Annotated in this window: 20 protein-coding genes; 11 read left to right on the top strand and 9 right to left on the bottom strand. The window is 56.3% G+C overall.

Annotation, left to right across the window (positions count from 1 at the left end):
• Positions 1–69: 69 nt before the first annotated feature.
• Genes IE166_RS19580 through IE166_RS19565 form a run of 4 tightly spaced genes read left to right on the top strand, consistent with a single transcriptional unit; the run spans position 70 to position 3511 of the window.
• Positions 70–1020 (top strand): DMT family transporter, encoded by a 951-nt coding sequence (locus tag IE166_RS19580; RefSeq protein WP_189507340.1) that lies wholly within the window; start codon positions 70–72, stop codon positions 1018–1020.
• A complete protein-coding gene (locus IE166_RS19575; RefSeq protein ID WP_189507338.1) occupies positions 1017–1457 on the top strand; it encodes a hypothetical protein in 441 nt (146 codons plus the stop codon). Before IE166_RS19580 ends, IE166_RS19575 begins: the two co-directional genes overlap by 4 nt.
• A gap of 11 nt (positions 1458–1468) precedes the next feature.
• Complete coding sequence (locus IE166_RS19570; protein WP_189507336.1) at positions 1469–3049, top strand: hypothetical protein; 1581 nt, start codon at positions 1469–1471, stop codon at positions 3047–3049.
• 33 nt (positions 3050–3082) lie between these two features.
• Positions 3083–3511 (top strand): PaaI family thioesterase, encoded by a 429-nt coding sequence (locus tag IE166_RS19565; RefSeq protein ID WP_189507334.1) that lies wholly within the window; start codon positions 3083–3085, stop codon positions 3509–3511.
• A 27-nt stretch (positions 3512–3538) separates the two neighbouring features.
• On the opposite strand, the gene IE166_RS19560 is transcribed toward IE166_RS19565, so the two are convergent.
• Complete coding sequence (locus tag IE166_RS19560; RefSeq protein WP_189507331.1) at positions 3539–4912, bottom strand: aminotransferase-like domain-containing protein; 1374 nt, start codon at positions 4910–4912, stop codon at positions 3539–3541.
• 94 nt (positions 4913–5006) lie between these two features.
• Between IE166_RS19560 and IE166_RS19555 the strand changes: the two genes are divergently transcribed.
• From IE166_RS19555 to IE166_RS19535, 5 genes are all read left to right on the top strand, one after another.
• Entirely contained in the window at positions 5007–5579 is a 573-nt protein-coding gene (locus tag IE166_RS19555) for a redoxin domain-containing protein (protein WP_189507329.1), read from the top strand.
• The gene (locus IE166_RS19550; RefSeq protein ID WP_210313003.1) at positions 5576–6211 is read left to right on the top strand and encodes a LysE family translocator; all 636 of its coding nucleotides are present in this window, start codon (positions 5576–5578) and stop codon (positions 6209–6211) included. The genes IE166_RS19555 and IE166_RS19550 overlap by 4 nt, the downstream gene beginning before the upstream one ends.
• On the top strand, positions 6208–6414 hold the full coding sequence (locus tag IE166_RS19545) for a DUF1127 domain-containing protein (RefSeq protein ID WP_113491330.1): 207 nt from the start codon (positions 6208–6210) through the stop codon (positions 6412–6414). The genes IE166_RS19550 and IE166_RS19545 overlap by 4 nt, the downstream gene beginning before the upstream one ends.
• A gap of 572 nt (positions 6415–6986) precedes the next feature.
• On the top strand, positions 6987–7520 hold the full coding sequence (locus IE166_RS19540) for a hypothetical protein (RefSeq protein ID WP_189507327.1): 534 nt from the start codon (positions 6987–6989) through the stop codon (positions 7518–7520).
• Positions 7521–8528: 1008 nt separating this feature from the next.
• Entirely contained in the window at positions 8529–9560 is a 1032-nt protein-coding gene (locus tag IE166_RS19535) for a hypothetical protein (protein ID WP_189507325.1), read from the top strand.
• Positions 9561–9743: 183 nt separating this feature from the next.
• Here the strand turns inward: IE166_RS19535 and IE166_RS19530 are convergent, their stop codons facing one another.
• A complete protein-coding gene (locus IE166_RS19530; RefSeq protein ID WP_189507323.1) occupies positions 9744–10826 on the bottom strand; it encodes an enolase C-terminal domain-like protein in 1083 nt (360 codons plus the stop codon).
• A gap of 53 nt (positions 10827–10879) precedes the next feature.
• Positions 10880–11815: a LysR substrate-binding domain-containing protein gene (locus IE166_RS19525; protein WP_189507321.1), complete on the bottom strand. Its 936-nt coding sequence runs from the start codon at positions 11813–11815 to the stop codon at positions 10880–10882.
• Positions 11816–11913: 98 nt separating this feature from the next.
• Between IE166_RS19525 and IE166_RS19520 the strand changes: the two genes are divergently transcribed.
• Entirely contained in the window at positions 11914–12129 is a 216-nt protein-coding gene (locus IE166_RS19520; RefSeq protein ID WP_189507319.1) for a hypothetical protein, read from the top strand.
• Positions 12122–12922: a sulfite exporter TauE/SafE family protein gene (locus tag IE166_RS19515; RefSeq protein ID WP_189507317.1), complete on the top strand. Its 801-nt coding sequence runs from the start codon at positions 12122–12124 to the stop codon at positions 12920–12922. Before IE166_RS19520 ends, IE166_RS19515 begins: the two co-directional genes overlap by 8 nt.
• A 34-nt stretch (positions 12923–12956) precedes the next feature.
• Here IE166_RS19515 and IE166_RS19510 read toward each other — a convergent pair whose 3' ends face one another.
• The 6 genes from IE166_RS19510 to IE166_RS19485 form a co-directional block, all read right to left on the bottom strand.
• Complete coding sequence (locus IE166_RS19510; RefSeq protein WP_189507315.1) at positions 12957–13772, bottom strand: 2-keto-4-pentenoate hydratase; 816 nt, start codon at positions 13770–13772, stop codon at positions 12957–12959.
• Between the two features lie 38 nt (positions 13773–13810).
• Positions 13811–14428: a glutathione S-transferase family protein gene (locus IE166_RS19505; protein WP_280514895.1), complete on the bottom strand. Its 618-nt coding sequence runs from the start codon at positions 14426–14428 to the stop codon at positions 13811–13813.
• A gap of 62 nt (positions 14429–14490) precedes the next feature.
• The gene (locus tag IE166_RS19500) at positions 14491–15249 is read right to left on the bottom strand and encodes an SDR family oxidoreductase (protein WP_189507305.1); all 759 of its coding nucleotides are present in this window, start codon (positions 15247–15249) and stop codon (positions 14491–14493) included.
• Positions 15246–15731 (bottom strand): cupin domain-containing protein, encoded by a 486-nt coding sequence (locus IE166_RS19495; protein ID WP_280514894.1) that lies wholly within the window; start codon positions 15729–15731, stop codon positions 15246–15248. The genes IE166_RS19500 and IE166_RS19495 overlap by 4 nt, the downstream gene beginning before the upstream one ends.
• Positions 15732–15767: 36 nt before the next feature.
• Positions 15768–16235 carry a YbaK/EbsC family protein gene (locus tag IE166_RS19490; protein WP_189507302.1) on the bottom strand — a complete coding sequence of 156 codons (468 nt, stop codon included), beginning with the start codon at positions 16233–16235 and terminating at the stop codon, positions 15768–15770.
• Positions 16236–16246: 11 nt separating this feature from the next.
• The gene (locus tag IE166_RS19485) at positions 16247–17203 is read right to left on the bottom strand and encodes an alpha/beta hydrolase family protein (protein WP_189507300.1); all 957 of its coding nucleotides are present in this window, start codon (positions 17201–17203) and stop codon (positions 16247–16249) included.
• Between the last annotated feature and the right edge of the window lie 22 nt (positions 17204–17225).

Genomic DNA, 17225 nt, shown 5'->3' with positions numbered 1-17225 from the left:
GGTATACTCATTAGTGAGTATCAAACCGTCCGTCCGGAAATATGCTTGAGCCGTGAGGGAGACCGCCAAATGGCCGAGTGTGAAAAGAGTTCTGAACCGTCCTTGCGGTCACAGCTGAAAGGCATCGTCTACGCTTCACTAGTCGTCTTTTTGTTCGCTGCCTTCGTCCTCGTTTCGCGCTCGGGATTGTCGACTTCCCTGCATCTCGCCGACATTGCCGCGCTGCGCTTCGGCATCGGCGCGATGTTGTTGCTTCCCTTCCTCCGAATTGGGCAGGTCAAAAAGTTCCATGCCGTAGAGATGCTCCTGTTAGCGGCGCTTGGAGGCCTGGGTTTCGCGTTGCTCGCGTACGCCGGCTTCGCACTCGCTCCAGCCAGCCATGGAGGGGTACTTATCCACGGCACCCTTGCACTTACGACGTATTTGTTAATTGCAGCGTTCGGCGCTCATCGGACGCCAACAGGCCGCCGTGCTGGCCTCGGGCTGATAGCGGTAGGTGTTGTCGGAATCCTGTGGGAAGGGAGCGCCGCGACTACTGCAGAGATCCTTCTTGGTGACTTCTGTCTTATCGCAGCATCATTTTCGTGGTCGGGATATGGTCTCTATGCCAAAAAGCTCGGCATACCAGCTGTCCAAGCAGCCGCGGTGGTTTCAGTCTGCTCTGCAGTAGCCTTCCTCCCCGTCTACCTTCTCTTCGCCGACAAAATGCTTCTTCACGCAGACTGGCGTGACTTAGTCGTGCAAGCCGGGTTTCAAGGTGTCCTTATCGGTGCTGGATCGATCTTCATCTACACTCGTGCCACATCCCTGCTCGGTCCAGAAAAGGTATCCACGTTCACTGCGGCAGTGCCCTGCCTGACGTTGACGGGCGGCCTTCTGTTTCTCGGGGAACGACCTAGCCCGACCGCAATAGTGGGAGCCAGCTTAGTGACAGCAGGCATGGTCGTAGCCTTGAGGAAGAAAAGGCGTCCAGTTTCCAAGCAGACGAACTCTATCGTCAGTGAACGGATTACACCATGAGCGATACAGAGCTGAGGCTGATAGCCGCCTCTGATCCTAACTGGCAACCAACTCGGCGGCAGTCCGAGTTGGCTGTTGAGCTCCTTTCCCGAAGTCATCCAAATATTTCAGGCCGCTTCTTTGAGCGCGTGCAACTCGTCGACTCCGGGGGAAATTGGGAGGGCGTGTATTGCTCATCCTGTCGCGCCGACGCCGGGGCCTGGTGGGGAGTAGCAATGGAGGCTGCTTACGCCAAAGGCTTTCAGGACTTGCGGATAGTTACGCCATGTTGTCAGGCGTCGACGAATTTGAATGAGCTAATTTACGAACCACCGTCTGGCCTTGCTCGATATTCATTGGCGATATCCAGCCCGGAGACGTTTCTTGCCCCGCAGATCATCGAGAAACTGGAGGAAATTCTCGGTGTGAAATTGAAGCAAGTGTGGTTTCATGTTTGAGGAACATTTGAATGGCGCTTCACTCAGAGACTGGTCGTTACCTACACGAATTTGACGCGTTCAGAGTTCCTTTCCGCGAGATCGAGGATCTGCTCCCTCCGGACTGCTGGGCAGTTGAACGCAACAAGGGAAATAAGGGCGAGCTTAACGATGAGGTCGTATTGTTCTACGATCAGTCCCTCGCACTGGAGACCCTTGATCTAGAGAACCCTCTCGGAAATGGGGAGGTGATTTTCCTGATATTCGTCCGTGGCGATTTGAGAGTATCGGCTACGATTTCCAATCCGCACAGCGACGGAGCTTCCGGACTAATCGTGACCGGTAATGTTGTTTGCCAAAACGCGATCGTCGGAGGACAACAAATCTACATAGACGGCAATTTCACGGTAGGTCAGCTTTTCTGGGGAGATTATAACCACGGTGACATTGTAGTGAACGGCAGCGCATTTGCGGGCATGGCCATCACAACGGAAGCATATCGAGTTCGCATTAGGGGAGACCGCCACTTCGATCGATGCATTCTGGACGAGACACCAGGCGGGGACGGCTGGCGCCTCGGCGATCAGGACGCTTTGGCACAGTTTATAAAGCGAGAATTTATCAATCCGTACGATGGCTCTCTTTCGCGCGACGAGATGCTCGACGCACTTGCTGAAGGGAAAAGTGTAATCGTTCCTGCTCCCTTGTACGAAGACGACATCGCAATGTCGGCGATGTTTGCCGACCAAGCACTTAATGAGGCGAACATTCTCCTGGCTTTGTCACCGAAGTTTTTGCTTCCCGGCGGCCCGGATGAATGGCTTGGCACTGTTGAGTATCGGACGGATGCGGACTTGTTCCGCGTTGTGCGGTGCAGTGCCAACAGTCGCACACCGGTAGGCTCGCTATATTTCGAACGCCAGGACAGTTACGCGGTGCTCGTAGAAACCTGCAATTCGTCGCTTCCTCTGTTCGACAGATTAAAGCTGAAATGGAACGAAATTCGTAAGGAACTGACCTATCCGCAATTACGGGTTAGGTGGCGGCACTGCTCTCCGAACAACTCTTGGCGACATCTAAAAGCCAATGCGCCAATGGAGGTGCGTGGCTTACTCGAGACAGGATGGTCCGCCGTACGGCGTTTTGCAGCATCACGGAGGTGTCTAAGCGATGCAATAGCCCCTGCTGATCTGAAAGCGTTGCTCGCCCTTGCGGTTGTCGAGCCATACGATGATTTTGATAGCAGTGACCGCGACGGCCTCTGGTTGGAAGATACCTTATGCAGATTTCGGCAACCGGATGCGCAACATGGGCTGCCCGCGCTGCTGCATGTTACGGTTGAGACAGACGGCAGTCATCAGTTCTTTTATGAACTTGCGCTTGCGGCCGATGGCACAGAGTTTGTGGAGGTCAGATTCCTCGAAGATCCAACTTTGGAGACCGCACCTGTCCAGGTGGCTTGGCTAGGCCGCGCTCAACTTGAGCGCGCGATCGCAATCTTCCGATTGGCGAAAAAGAACCTTTTGCGAGCAAACGAGAGACTGCTTGCTGGTGAGAGAATTTCAAAGGACGCCTTTGCGATCAACCATTGGCGAAAGAAGGGCTACCTGTAGGGGCGCCTGCCGGGATAGGGAATGTGAGCGAACATGAGCGTGGGATCTAAGCCTGACAATATTTTGGCATACGCTCGCGAGATATTTAGTAACCAGCCGTTTACAGCGTTCATTGGGGCAGAGCTGCATTCATGCGGTTCAGATGGCGTAGAGATCTACTTATCCATCGGCGAGACTCTTAAACAGCAGCACGGTTTCGTACACGGCGGTGTTCTGAGCTACATGGCAGACAACGCTGTCACATTTGCAGGCGGGATCGCGCTTGGCGGCGACGCGGTAACATCGGAATTCAAGATTAATTACCTCCGCCCCGCCCAGGGATCTGCACTCGTTGCACGTGCGAGAGCACTGCACGCCGGTAAGCGGCAATCAGTCTGCCAGTGCGACGTTTTCGTAATTTGTCAGGGAGTAGAAACTTTATGCGCCGTAGCGCAGGGGACCGTCGTCGCCGTGAATTCATGAGCGACCCGCGCTGGCTGTAGTAAGGCCTCAGGCGACTGGATGGATGTGCGGCGTCGAGTATCTCAAACGGCCAAGTAAGCCAGCAATACCGATCAGACCAGTGCTCAAATCTACGAGCGAAGGGCCTCCCAGACAAAGACGAATGCCAGATGCGTTATTCCCTGCATCAACCGTAACGCTATCGGGCGACGTGACATTGACCCCAAGGGCTGCTGCAGCGGTTGCAATTTGGTCCGCAGATGGCCGGCTCATCGGAATCCATAAGTGGAACCCGTCGTGAAGTGGAGTTTCAACTGCATCGCCAAGCATTGACAAGGCGAGCGACCGGCGGCGCTTCGCTTCTTCGCGCACGCTGGCACGCATCGAGTGGGCGATCCCGCTCGCCAGCCATTCGCCCATCACCGCGCACGAAAGGGGCGATGCAAACAAGCCGGAAGCACGGATTGTAGCTTCAGCCTTCACTATAAAGGGTCTCGGGACCAGCAGAGCGCCTAAGCGAAGCCCCGGACTCAGGGTCTTCGACAGGCCGTTGATGTAGAAGGTGCGCTCCGGCGCTAGATTGACGAGAGCGGGAACATCATTCGCTGCAGACAAAGCGTAGACGTCGTCTTCGACGATCCACGCATCATAACGCCGGCAAACAGCAACTATTTCTTCTCTGCGCGCAAGCGTCATCGTTGCAGTCGTAGGATTATGCATGGTTGGCGTCACATAGACCACCTTGGGCTTTGGTCCCTGCTTGACGCACAGCACTTTCTCTAGTTCGTCGGGCAGCATGCCATCGCGGTCGAGCCATATGCCTACCGACCGATAATCGTTATCATTCATGAGCGCGATCGCCCCTGGATAGGTAAACGCCTCCGTCACGATCATCGTATCTTTCGCGAGGAGCCTGAAGACCAGCGACAGTGCTTGTTGAGCCCCATTGCACAGAATAAGTCTTTCGGCCTCAGCCGTAACGCCCAGGTCAGCGAACCACGCAGCCATCAGTCGCCGGTGTTCGTCGTGGCCGGCGGGCGGTGGATAGGCTGTGAGCATCGATGGATCAATGCGATGGGACAACCGTCGCAGAGTTTGTCCCAACACGCGCTCGCTCAGCATCGCAGGCGGCGTATTCTGCCCAAGATCGATGACAGAAGCTCCACGCCCCCGCACGGCCGCAACGAAAGTTCCGCGTCCTTTCACCGACCGGACGAGGCCACGGCGCTCCAACACTGCATAGGCGCGGGTGACGGCCCCAACACCGATACCAAGTTGAAAAGCCAAGTCACGGTGCGCAGGCAGCCTTCCGCCCGTCTCGATTTTTCCGTCAAGGATGTCGGCCGCCATAGCAGCTGCAAGTCTCTCAGAGGGCGAAGCGCCTTCTCCTAGTCGAGCTTTCCAAGCGGATTTGAGGAGCAAATTCGTCTCCTAAAGTGTGCCGTGACACTATTTTAGTCGAGTAAAAGTGTGCTCATTGATATGCTGTTATGAGTATCGGCACAAGGAGAATCCTGTGGGGGAGAACGACGAAGCTGCTTGGCCTGTCCCGGTAGACGATGGCGCCTGTGAACATCTGGTGGGCGCCTTGTTACCTCAAATCGAGCTTCGAAGTGGCAGAGGCTCTATCCTCAATCTCGGAGAGCTGAGAAACCTTACGATCTTTTATCTGTACCCAATGTCAGGTGCGGACGATTCAGGTTTACCGCCAGAGTGGGACAGCATACCCGGTGCGCGCGGGTGCTCACCTCAAGCTTGCGGCTTTCGCGATCTGCATGGTGACTTGCTGCACCATCAGGCAACAGTGCTCGGGGTCGCAACGCAGTCCCCTGATTATCTGGCGGGAGAAATCGCACGCTTGGAATTGCCGTACGATCTGCTTAGCGATGAACACTTTGAACTTCAGCGTGCGCTCAACATTCCACTGCTACCGGTCGAAGCGGGTGGGCGACCAGTTTTTCGCCGGATCACACTGGTATGCCAGCAAGCGCGCGTTATCAAAGTCTTCTACCCGGTTTTCCCTCCGTCCGCTAACGCTGGCGAGGTACTGAGTTGGATCAAGACGCAGCCTGCCGGGGGCCAGCGGTGACGGCAAATTTTCATGACTACTGGTCGGACGTTTTTGTCGCCTATGGCACGTTTGTGCTGGGCGCCCTCAGCCCAGGTCCGGCGCTTTTGTCCACGATGGGCGCAGCTATGTCGAGTGGACGGAAGACTGGTGTCATGGTGGCACTAGGCGTGGTTTGCGGCTCGTTCACATGGGGTCTAATCGCTGCTGTTGGGCTCTCCTACATCCTGTCGACTTATTCAAATGCGCTATCTGTTGTCCGCATCGGCGGCGGTGGTTATCTGCTCTTTCTAGCGTTTAAGGCGCTTCGATCAGCAAGCTCAGCAAAGCTTTTGACGGCAAATAGTTGGGGCGTTGCCGCTTCTCCCTGGTCCAGTTTTGTGCGGGGCTATGGGATACACATGACAAACCCCAAGGGCATGTTTGCCTGGATTGCGGTGATATCAATGGGTCTGAAACCGGGAGCGCCGAACTGGGTCGCTCCGGTCATCCTCGCAGGAGCAATGCTCTTCGCGCTGATCTATTATGTAGCGGTGGCACTGTTGTTTTCCACGGCTCGGATGGTGTCCACCTATGGCAAGGCACGGCGCTGGATCGACGGACTCCTAGGCGTTTTTTATATATTTGCTGCCTGGAAGCTCGTGACGTTATGAAGCAGCCATGTCCGAGATCAATCGATCAACCAGACGCTTCGCGTAGTATTCTGTTCAGGGGACTGCGGGCGGTGTTTTGTAATTGGCCGGATCGTCACGGTCAGCGCAGTCAGCTCAAGGAGCTCGATGCTGACCAGCTTCGTGATATCGGCATCAGCAAAGAACAGGCCAAGAAAGAAGCGCGGAAACCATTCTGGCGGTGATGCACGAACGAAAACAAGGAACAGGCGCATAAGGTCTTCCCGCCTCTGACGAGCGAGGAATAACAATGTCATCAGAAAGCGAGACCGCAATGAGGGAAAAGACGATACGGTCTGGCTGCGCCCTATGCTCTGAGGAGATATTGCTGGCCAGCAGATCAGATGATCGACGCGTAGCGGACGCTGATCTAACCTTTGTGTTTCGCATTAAGGTAGGTGTGAACAGTTCGGTGCAACAACTGGAGTGGGTATGGAACGATTACGACTGGACCGTCGTATCAGTGTGTTACGATCCACTACGTGATCTTCGTTGTGTTTTATCGCGAGAGGGAGAAGTTAATATCTATGGTCCTGGTGGAGAGCCTGACGCTACATTCCAGATTCCTGAAGCCGGAGTGTTTGGGAAATCCGCTAAGGGTTTAGGGTATGTCAATCGGATCCGAGCAATCGGAGGACAACTCTACGTGTGCGGTCAATCTCGCCAGCTTTGGCGCTCCGACTTCAACGGCCCACATCTTACCTCATGCAAATGGACCGACTTAGCGGGCGCTATCCGACAGTCCCCGCCTGCAGAATTGCCGATCGATGCAGAGCTGCTAGATCAGTGGCTTGATGAACATAATGCAGTCGACTTTGTAGATGTGGACGGCACCGGCGATGCAGACATCTATGTTGTGGGTGACGAGGCATGGCATTGGGAAGGTCGGTCCTGGCAACAAATTTGCCTACCAAATGACTTGCCGTTGAATGCGATTAAGATGGTATCGCCCGACATGGTGTTCGTGGCCGGCCGGGGCGGGCTTCTGGTTGGCAATGCAATAGACGGTTTCTCTACCGCGACTTCGGTCACCACCGAAGAAAACTTCACCAGCATCGAGTGGTTTGAAGGGAAGCTCTATCTGGCTTCCCCTGCTGGGTTGCATGTGTATGATTTAAAGACCAGGACGATTGTGCGGTGTCGAACCCGGTTGGCCCCTGAGTTGCAGGATGCCCATTCCCTCGAAGCGAGAGACGGTGTGCTATGGTCGTTCGGTCTGAAGGATATAGCGCGGTTTGATGGATACGCTTGGGTCCGTATCGATCACCCGGACAATTCTCCGATCAGATAGGAAAGCCTACGGTGCGGGACGCAGCGATGCGGTTCCTCCCGTCAGCAGTCGATCCGAGCTCGAAGCTATCCAAAGCTGCTCTCGCCGCATCGAGTGAAAGCTGCCCAAGGTCTGATGTTAGGTTGGGAGTTGCCAAAACTTGACGGACGCAAAGCTAGGAGCGAGTAGTGCAAACTCGATAGGTTCACCTACGATCTGAGCTACGCTCCTACTGGCCGCCGATCTCGTCCAGAGGCTCTTTATCTGTCCAGCAATTCTCAAGGCTCGCAAATGCGCTCTTAATCCATGACGCCAATTGCGTGCCCTCACCTGAGGTCAGGCGAATTTCACCTCTACCGCCACCAGCAAATTCGGCCTGTGTCTCGAGGATATAGACTGGATCGCCGGGGCGCCGCTCTCCCACACCCTCTGAGGGGAGTGTGGCTTGCGGCATTAGGAAACTCCGCAGTGATGCCGTCAGATCGCTTGCCGTCGAGCAGGTTTTCGTATTAGCCCAACGAAGGGTTGTGGGCCGTGCACCAGACGGCGCCTTTCCCAGCATGAACCATTCACCCGGAATACTTCCGTCCACCGACATGGGGCCGAAGCCAATAGCTATCCGGTCTTCGCCTCGGCCAGGATCATATGAGAAGTATCCAACCGTCGGAGGGATATCCAAGTTGGTACTGCCAGCTTCAGCCGTAGATTCCCAAGCGCATAGCGAGAAAAAAGCGACAGCCACCCGAAAGCATATTAACGCGACAGGGCGCGTCACGGTCGTAGGAATTTTAAGAAACACTGTCTGGTTCAATTCTACCACCACTCCGGGGCCTAGTTTGTAACGACGAAATAACTTAGCTTTTCCGCGCAGAGCGCAAACTCACTAGTGAGTATACACCGTTCAAAGTAGGCAACGGACGTGCTAAGCTCTAGAGAGAACCTGCCGTGAGTGGGAAGCCGTCAAGCGGAGTAACTGGCCGATATACGTGATACTCGACCAAAGAGGTTAGGGTAAGTCGGAGATAGATTGTGAGCCGACAGTCCGGTGTTGAGAAGACCATTAATTATGCCGCTCTAATAGAGGGAAAGCAGCCATTTTTCATAGAAAGCGCAGACGCGTTGCGCGAAACGGATGTGGAGGCCAGTGTTGTCTCTCGCTACGAGCCTGACTCAGGTGTTCAAAACCCCTGGTGGGCGCGCGTCTATGAAGGGTGGACTGCCGTTGCACTCGCTTACTGGAAATCGCGCGACCTGAGGTGTGTTCTGTCTCGTGAGGGGCAGGTAAGGTTGTATGGCGCGAGAGGAAAGCCAGATCACACATTCCAGATTTCGCAGGCTGGAGTATTCGGCGTCGGTGCGACGGGTTTGGGCTACGTCAACCGTATTCGGGTGATCGGCGACGATCTTTATGTCTGCGGGCAATCGCGTCAAGTTTGGAGGTTCGAATATGACGGGCTTGATCTTGCCTCTGGCCAGTGGATGGATTTTGCCGGTTTGATGCGGCAGTCACCGATGTCAGGGCCGCCGGCTGATGATGCAGATGCCTTAACGCGATGGCTCGATGAGAACGATGCTGTGGATTTGGTGGATATCCATGGCAGCAGCGATGCGGATATATACGCCATAGGCGACGAGGCTTGGCACTGGAACGGTCGAACATGGACTCAGCTCCCGTTGCCAACCGAAGAGCCCTTGTCGTCCATCAAGGTGGTTTCTCACGCGCAGGTATACTTAGCGGGTCAAAACGGTACGCTGCTCATGGGAAACGCTCGCGAGGGCTTCGAGGAGCTATCTACAGTCAATGACGAGCAAAATTTCACCAGTGTAGAACTGTTTGGCGGTAGCCTATACCTCGCTTCAAACACTGGCCTGTTCGTATATGACTTCGCTTCCGGGCGCATTGAACGTTATCGCAGCGGGTTGATTCCAGAACTCCAGGATGCTCATCTGCTGGAAGCACAGGATGGAATAATGTGGTCGTTCGGCTTCAAAGACTTGGCCTGGTTCGATAGCACGGCTTGGCACCGGGTCGATCATCCTGACAATCCACCGATCCGCTAGACGAGCACAACGCGGCAGAGGGCGGTAGGTGTTGCCCGTCCACAACCTGCCACAGTACTACCCTTGTCCACCCGCGTCATTTCAGAGAAACTCGCGTGCGAGTCTGCACCACGGCCTATTGCGAGTCTTCCGCAGAAATCAGAGTGCGATCGAGATGGACGTTGTCTGGCACGAAACTGCGCCCTAAACAGCCGAGTAACGTAGGACAGCGTCTTCATCCCAGCACAAACCCAGGCCATTTCCGGTTGCTTGAATTGTGCCGCCCTTGGGATGCATTGGCTCCGAGAGGACTGCGGACGCGAGATCGAGATGTTCGATGTAATGGGCCGTGGGGCTCGCAGCCATAACGTGAGCGCTAGCTTCCATGAAGATATGACTTGAGATCGGCATTCCGGCTGAGGATGCCATTGCCGCAGCATCGATCCAACCCGTCACACCCCCGATCTTCATGAGGTCTGGCATCGCGAAATCCGACGCTGCGCTGCCGATTGATGCTGCCATATCCGCCGGGAACCACCAGTTTTCTCCCGTCTGGATCGGCGTGGCGACTGCCCGACGGACAGCCGCGTGTCCGAGGTGGTCTTCTGCCTTTACGGGTTCCTCAACCCAATATAGGTCATATGATTGCAAGGCCCGGATGCGACGAACCGCTTCGACCCGGTCGAGAGCTTGGTTATAATCCACCATCAGCCGCACGCTGGAGCCGATTGCCTCTCTGACCAACCGCACTGCTTCAACGTCAGTTTCGAGATCGCCGTCTCCGAGTTTGATCTTTATCGCGGTAAATCCCCTTTCCACCGATGTGGTAACGAGCTGGAGATCCCGCCTTGGATCGATAACCCCGTAGCTATCATAGGCTTGAACTTGGCGAGGGGAGGCTCCCAGAAGCGCGGCGACCGGAATACCCGCGGCTTTGCCGAGCGCATCCCAGACCGCCATGTCGATTCCGGAAACCGCCATAGCGACCAGTCCCTGCCAGCCGAGCAGGCGGAAGCGGCGATCGAAAAAGCACATCAGGTCGCGCGGCGCGGCGACTCGTCCTGCGAGCTCCTCGCCAACATCACGGACAAGGCGGGTTAACCCGCCCAAAGCCGCCCCGGTATAAGCGAAGATGTATGCCGATCCGATGACACCTTCCTTGGTCCGAACGTCGATCAGGACTAGCGGCGCGCTCTCAACAGTTCCGACGGCGGTACGAATTGGTCGCGCCAACGGAGTCACCACCGGCCGCGCGATGATGGAGTCAATCGTCAAGTTCGGTTGCATGCACACCTCCTCTTGCGGAGAGCGTAGCGAAGCACACGACGCGGTTGAATTGCCTAGTCGGTATACATGCCAGATCGACGCTGCAGATCACCCGGAGAATGCTCGTCCGGTAAAAGCCATTTCGATAGCAGGCTTGCTTGTGGTGTCAGGTTCGCGAAATCACGTGCGCACAGGTGTAAATCCCGAAGCGCCCAGTCATCTGCCAGCGGGATCGAATGGAGCCTGTTTCTGAAAGAAACGGTGCGAACGACCGCCTCCGGGATAATGGCCACGCCAATACCGTCAGCTACAAAACGGCACACCACTTCCGGGGTCGCCACCCGAATACGAAATTTGAGATGCCTCCCCAGACGGGCTGATTGGCGAATGAGATGCTCCTGAAGGGCATTGCCCGCAGACAAGCCGACAAAGGGTTCATCGAGCACCTGGTCAAGCCGTAACGATCGTAGCCCGGCGAAGCGCTCGGCATTGCGCGCTGTAATCACTGCAAGTTGGTCCGTGCAGAATATTCTCTGATCTAGATTGGAGAAGCCGGCCCACGATGCGGCAATCCCGAGATCGGCCGCTCCGGACGCAACCATTTCGACCACGATGTGGCTGGGTCGTTCCTCAAGCTCGACATCGATAACATGATGATGGGCGAGGAAATCTGAAAGGAGCTCTTGTAACGGGCCTGTGGCGGCACCCGTATTTGCCACGAGTTTAACGCGTGCGCGAAGTCCGGCGGCATGGGCGCCTAGTTCGCCCGCCATGATCGCGATCTGGTTTTGGATTGTGCGGGCGTGATGCACTAGGGTGTCGCCAGCGGCAGTCAGCTTTACACCTCGCCGCTGACGCTCCAGCAAACGAGTACCAAGCGTCTCTTCCATGCCCTTGACGCGCGCGCTCGCAGACGCGAGAGCCAAACCGGACAGCGCCGCAGCGGATGTGATGCTGCCGGTCTCCGCGATGTGCAAGAACAGTCTCAGATCGACAAGATCGTATCGCATGCCACCTCCTAGCCTTCGGCCAGAACGAAGGCTGACCAAGCGAATCCCAGATTGTCGAGCGCCCCTGAAAAGGTCAAGTTTCAGGAAGGAGAACAACAATGAAGACAAACGAGATTCAGCCGCGTGGCCATAAATTCTTGACGCTGGAGATTGCTGCGCTGGGCCTCGCGGCTAGCATCGCCGCTCACTCGCTGACCCAAGGGAGCCTCTGCACCTTACTTCCCTCTGCCAGACACGAGCAACTGAATGCTGCCGGCACAGTGGTTCATGACGACATAGAGAACTCGATAGAGGACATGCTCCTCCATGATTGACACAATCGCCGTCATGCTAATGGAGGCCAACGAGGCGCTTCTCTCATCCCCAAAGACATGGGCCATCGTTGGGCTGGTGTTCATCATGGCAGGCTTTGTAAAAGGCGTCGTCGGCATGGGCCTGCCGACCGTCGCCATGGGCCTCCTGTCGGTGGTCATGGTACCCGCCCAGGCTGCCGCGATCCTCATCATCCCCTCGTTCGTCACCAACATCTGGCAATTGCTTGCAGGCCCTTCTTTCCATGCGCTGCTCAGTCGCTTATGGGCAATGATGATAGGTGTCGCGGCCGGTACAATCGCAACAGGCAGCATGTTGACGAGCGGCGCTAACGGACTGGCGTTGCCGGCGCTAGGGATCGCGCTGATCATCTACGCAGTTCTCGGTCTTGCGCAGTTCAGATTTCGGGTTAGTCGGGCGAATGAAAGATGGATGTCGCCTGCCGTCGGCCTGCTAACAGGTCTTGTTACCGGCGCCGCCGGCGTCTTCGTCATCCCGGCGGTGCCGTACCTTCAGGCTCTTAACCTTGAGAAGGAGGACCTGATACAGGCGCTCGGCCTGTCTTTCACAGTCTCAACGATTGCTCTTGCCATCGCTCTGCTCGGTGGACCGGGACAGCAGGCATCCTCGGTTGCTCTAATCGGCGGATCTTTGCTGGCCCTCTTCCCGGCAATCGCAGGCATGTTTCTGGGACAGTGGCTCAGGTCAAAGATGAGCGTCCAGACATTTCGGAAGGTCTTCTTCGTGGGCCTCCTGATGCTTGGGCTCTACCTTGCGGCAGAAGCAATCATGTAGAGCCCTTCCGCCAATCGACCGCTCGTTCGCAGGCTCAGGCGAAAGTCAGCTCAAATCCGCTCAGCGCAATGCCGTCAAGCCTGGTCGACCACCTTTCGCCGGGCTTGATCGGGTAAGCTTTAGTGATCGTCCCGGTCGTAATGACTTCTCCGGCCTTGATCGGCGCCACGTCGCCCTGCGAATGCAGAAGCTTGAGAAGATGCGCGACGGCTGTTAGCGGGCTGCCCAGCACGTTTCGCCCATAGCCTTTTTCTTTGACTTCTCCGTCACAGGAGAGTTCGAGCGAAAAGGTTTCAAGGTCCGAGGGAAGATTGTCACCGAGTTGGTCAACGTCGATATGCGGACCAATTATCAATGCGCCGTGGAGACCGTTATCGGCAACGGTGTCTGATGCTTTGAACTTCCAGTCGGGGAAATGCGACTGGACGATCTCGATACCGTGGGCGATCCAGTCGATGCAGCGCAGGATTTCAGGTTCTCTCGCACCCACCGCTGGCGCCTCCCGGAAATGAAGAATAATCTCGGGCTCAATGCGCGGCTGGCAAAGTTTCTTGAGATCAAAGCGCATCACCGCTTCAGGGCATTCTGTCAGCGTGTGATCGTAGACATATCCCCAGACCGGTTCGGATACGCCAAACAATGTCCACATGTCTGGATTGGTGAAGCCAATTTTACGTCCCGCCACTCGGGCTCCCTCCGCGATGCGGCGATGATGGAGTCGCCCAGCAACATCGTAGGCTGCTGGGAGGTCGAAGTCCGGATGTCCCTCGGTGACGGGTTGCAGTTCGGCGACGTAGTCCTGCGCAGATTTCACGTCCCGGGCGATCTTGTCTAGGTTTAATGCAGTCATGAGGTGTTCCTCTTTCGGGTCAATCGGAGGGCGTAGGCTCACCGGTCGATGTAAATCTTCTCGGCAGCGAAGGCCGCCGCAACGGATGGTCGCTGCATAAGATTTTCGGCGAAGGCTGAGTACGAAGGATAGCGATCCTTCATCGCGACACCGATCCGATTGCCCCAACGGTAGAAAACGAGCAAAAAGGGATCGACAGCCGTGAATGCCAAGCCCGCTGCGTAAGGGCCGCCAAGCTTACCTTCGATCATGCCGTAGCATTCCTCGATAGTTATTCTGGCTTTGGTGATGATGCTCTCGAAGGCGTCTGGATCGTCTGAGAAGCGATGAGGACGCCATAGCCCACCGAAACCCTGGCCATGCAGCGTCCCGGAAAGCCAGTTCATCCATTCGTAAACGCGCACGGTTTCAAGCGGCGTTGCGCCCATCAGATGACGATCTGGAGCAAGGCTGGAGATCGCCGTGCAGATTGCCGGAAGCTCTGTGATGACCTCATCATCGAGTGCCAGAACCGGTACGCGTTGCTTCGGATTAAGACGGGTAAACTCCTCGGAGAGCGTCCCGCCGTCGGACGTCGACGCGATCACCGTCTGAAATGAGACACCCAGCTCATGAAGCAGGATATGCGGTGCCAAGGAGCACGCTCCTGGCGACATCCAAAGTTTGATTGCGGGCATGAGGGTCCTTTCCAATTACAGAGCTGACTCGTCGACAGGCCTCATCGACCACCGGAAACATCGATAATGGCACCTGTTGTGTAGGAGGCGGCATCGCTGAGGAGCCAGACAATCATCTCGGCTACTTCCCGAGGCCGCCCCGGTCGGCCGAGAGGGGTTGTGATCCCGAGACGCTCCGCACGACCTGGTTGTCCACCGCTTGCGTGGATCTCGGTATCAATCAACCCGGGCCGCACGGCGTTGACACGAATGCCTTGGGGACCAAGTTCCTTCGAAAGACCGATGGCCAGCGTGTCGAGCGCGGCTTTCGACCCTGCATAGTCAACATATTCGAAAGGAGAGCCAAGCCGGGATGCCGCTGAGGACACCAGAACGATTGCTTTGCTGTCTGTCCCAAGCGTCCCGTTAAGCCGACGAGCCGCTTCCCGGGCGCAGAGATAGGCGCCAAGAACATTGACGTCGAACATCCGCTTCAAGCGGTCCGCACTCATTTCAGAAAGAGGCATCGAGGGCGCGACAATACCCGCGTTCACAACGACGCCATCGATTTTCCCGAACGCTGCTTCGGTTTTGTCAAACACGGCAATAACATCTGCTTCAGCGGAAACATCGCCTTGGATGTATATCGATCGCCCGCCGGCTTCTCGCACCTCGTTTACGGTCTCTTCGGCCGCTTTCCGGTTACCTGCAAAGTTGATGGCAACAGACCAACCTTTTGCACCGCACAGGACAGAAGTCGCCTTCCCTATGCCGCGGCTCCCTCCTGTGATGAGCACGGTTCTTGTCTTCCCGTCGCTCATGCTTTTGCCGCGTGGCTGGCCGGATAGGCATCGCCGTTTTTGTGCTCGAATGCCCAGCCATCGGTTGTTTTTATTCCGACCAGATCATCCGTTGGATACGAGACCTCATCGCCCGAGCTACGATCGCCGATCTCCAGGATGACGACATCGAAAGCCGTATCATTCTTCAGATGATGGGCTTCTCCCGCCGCGGGAAAGCCAATGCACATCCCTGCAGTCAGTCGCTCGCTCTTCTCGCCCAGATAGATTGTTGGTTCGCCCTCGAGGATATAAACGAACTCGTCCTGTCGACTGTGACGATGGTGAAGGGCCGATACGGCGCCAGGCGTCAATCGCGTTAGATTCACCCCGAAATTCTTCAGGCCAAACAGGTCTCCAAGCGGCCGCTTTATGCGGCCATCCATCATGCTGGCGAACGGCTCGGGGTAATTTGACGGCTTGATGCGCGGCGCCGCATCGGCGGCAATGATCGCTTTTTTCATAGGTGTGCTCATCTTTGTTCGGTCCTCACAATGCGGCTATGAAACGGATTGGCACACGTCGACCCATTCTGCGTCAACGAGTTCAGCCATCCGAGCGGGCGCGATCTTGACCGCTGCATTCGCAGCGCCGGCCGCAGGGATTACAATCGGAAAGGCGCGAAGACTGGCGTCGCAGTAGACCGGGAGTGACTCGGTCAACCCAAACGGGCACACGCCACCAACCGGATGGCCGGTAAGCGCCTCGACCTCATCAAGGCCAAGCATCTTGACCTTCCCCCCAAACGCGGCCTTTGCCTTGCCGTTATCGAGACGGGTATGTCCAGCGGTCACCAGCAGGATGACGCGCTCGCCCACTCGCATCGACAGGGTTTTGGCGATTTGGGCGGGCGCCACACCATGGACCGCCGCCGCCTCGGCAACGGTTGCTGTACTCGATGCAGCCTCAATGACCTCGATGTCGGGCGCCTGCGCCGCAAAAAAGGCTTTTACTGTAGCAAGGCTCATAGACGGCTCTTTCAATAGTATACTTTTGGAATCGTCCGTTCCGGAACGATCTCGTGTAAGGTCTTTAGTGGCGGAATAGTATCAGAGGGCCAGGGATTTTGCTCTCGAACAAGCCAATTGATCGACTTCTTCCAAAACCCTGACCGATGCCGCTCGTGAAACAGTCCGAAATGACCGATCGCCTCCTCACCAAAATCATGGGGTGTCAGCAAAACGTGGGTCTTCTCGGCCGATGTGTAATATTCGAGCGTCCGATCGATGGCCTGCGGTGAGGCAATTTCATCGTCACTGATGCCGATTGCCAGGATCGCCGCCGTTACGGATGAAAATCGTGACAATATCGCTGAGCGTTCCGCTGGAGGGTAGCTGTCCTCCATGCGCCGCCGACGAAAGCTCCATTCATTGGCAACACCTGCTGGAAGATCCTCGAGCCAGCCAAGTCGTCGACCAGGGAAATAACCCAGCGCGAGTGTGAGCGCTGGCATGACAATGTGCCACTTCCAGAACAATCGAGACCGGTGGAGCTCGGAGTAATCGCGCCAATAGGCGTACTGCGCACCAACCGTCATCATGCGATCAATGATGTGAGAGCGCGGGGATAGTCCGGGAAGAAAACCGCCGATCGAATGACCCACGACGATAATTCGCTCAGACCACTCCTGCGCTTCAACGAAGCGCAAGGCAGCGTCGAAATCCTGCTCCCCCCAGTCACGCCACCGATATCCGCATCCCCTGATCGATGGTGGACGCGATTGTCCGATCCCGCGATAATCGTAGGTCAGCACACGGAATCCGTGCTCCGTCAGGAAGCGCGCATAGCGATGATAATAGCGCGCGAGCACGCCGGTGGCGGGATTTATGATAACGGTTCCCAGCATCGAGCCAGACCCATCGCCCCAAAGATGGCCGCGCAGGACGACGCCGTCGCGGCACAATAATTCGAGATCCTCCTGTCTGGCTTCCGTCATGCCGGCACCCCACAAATCTTCG

Origin of the sequence: Tianweitania populi (genome assembly GCF_014652875.1) — a bacterium.
GTDB lineage: Bacteria > Pseudomonadota > Alphaproteobacteria > Rhizobiales > Rhizobiaceae > Tianweitania > Tianweitania populi.
This window is presented reverse-complemented; position numbering and strand designations above follow the sequence as displayed.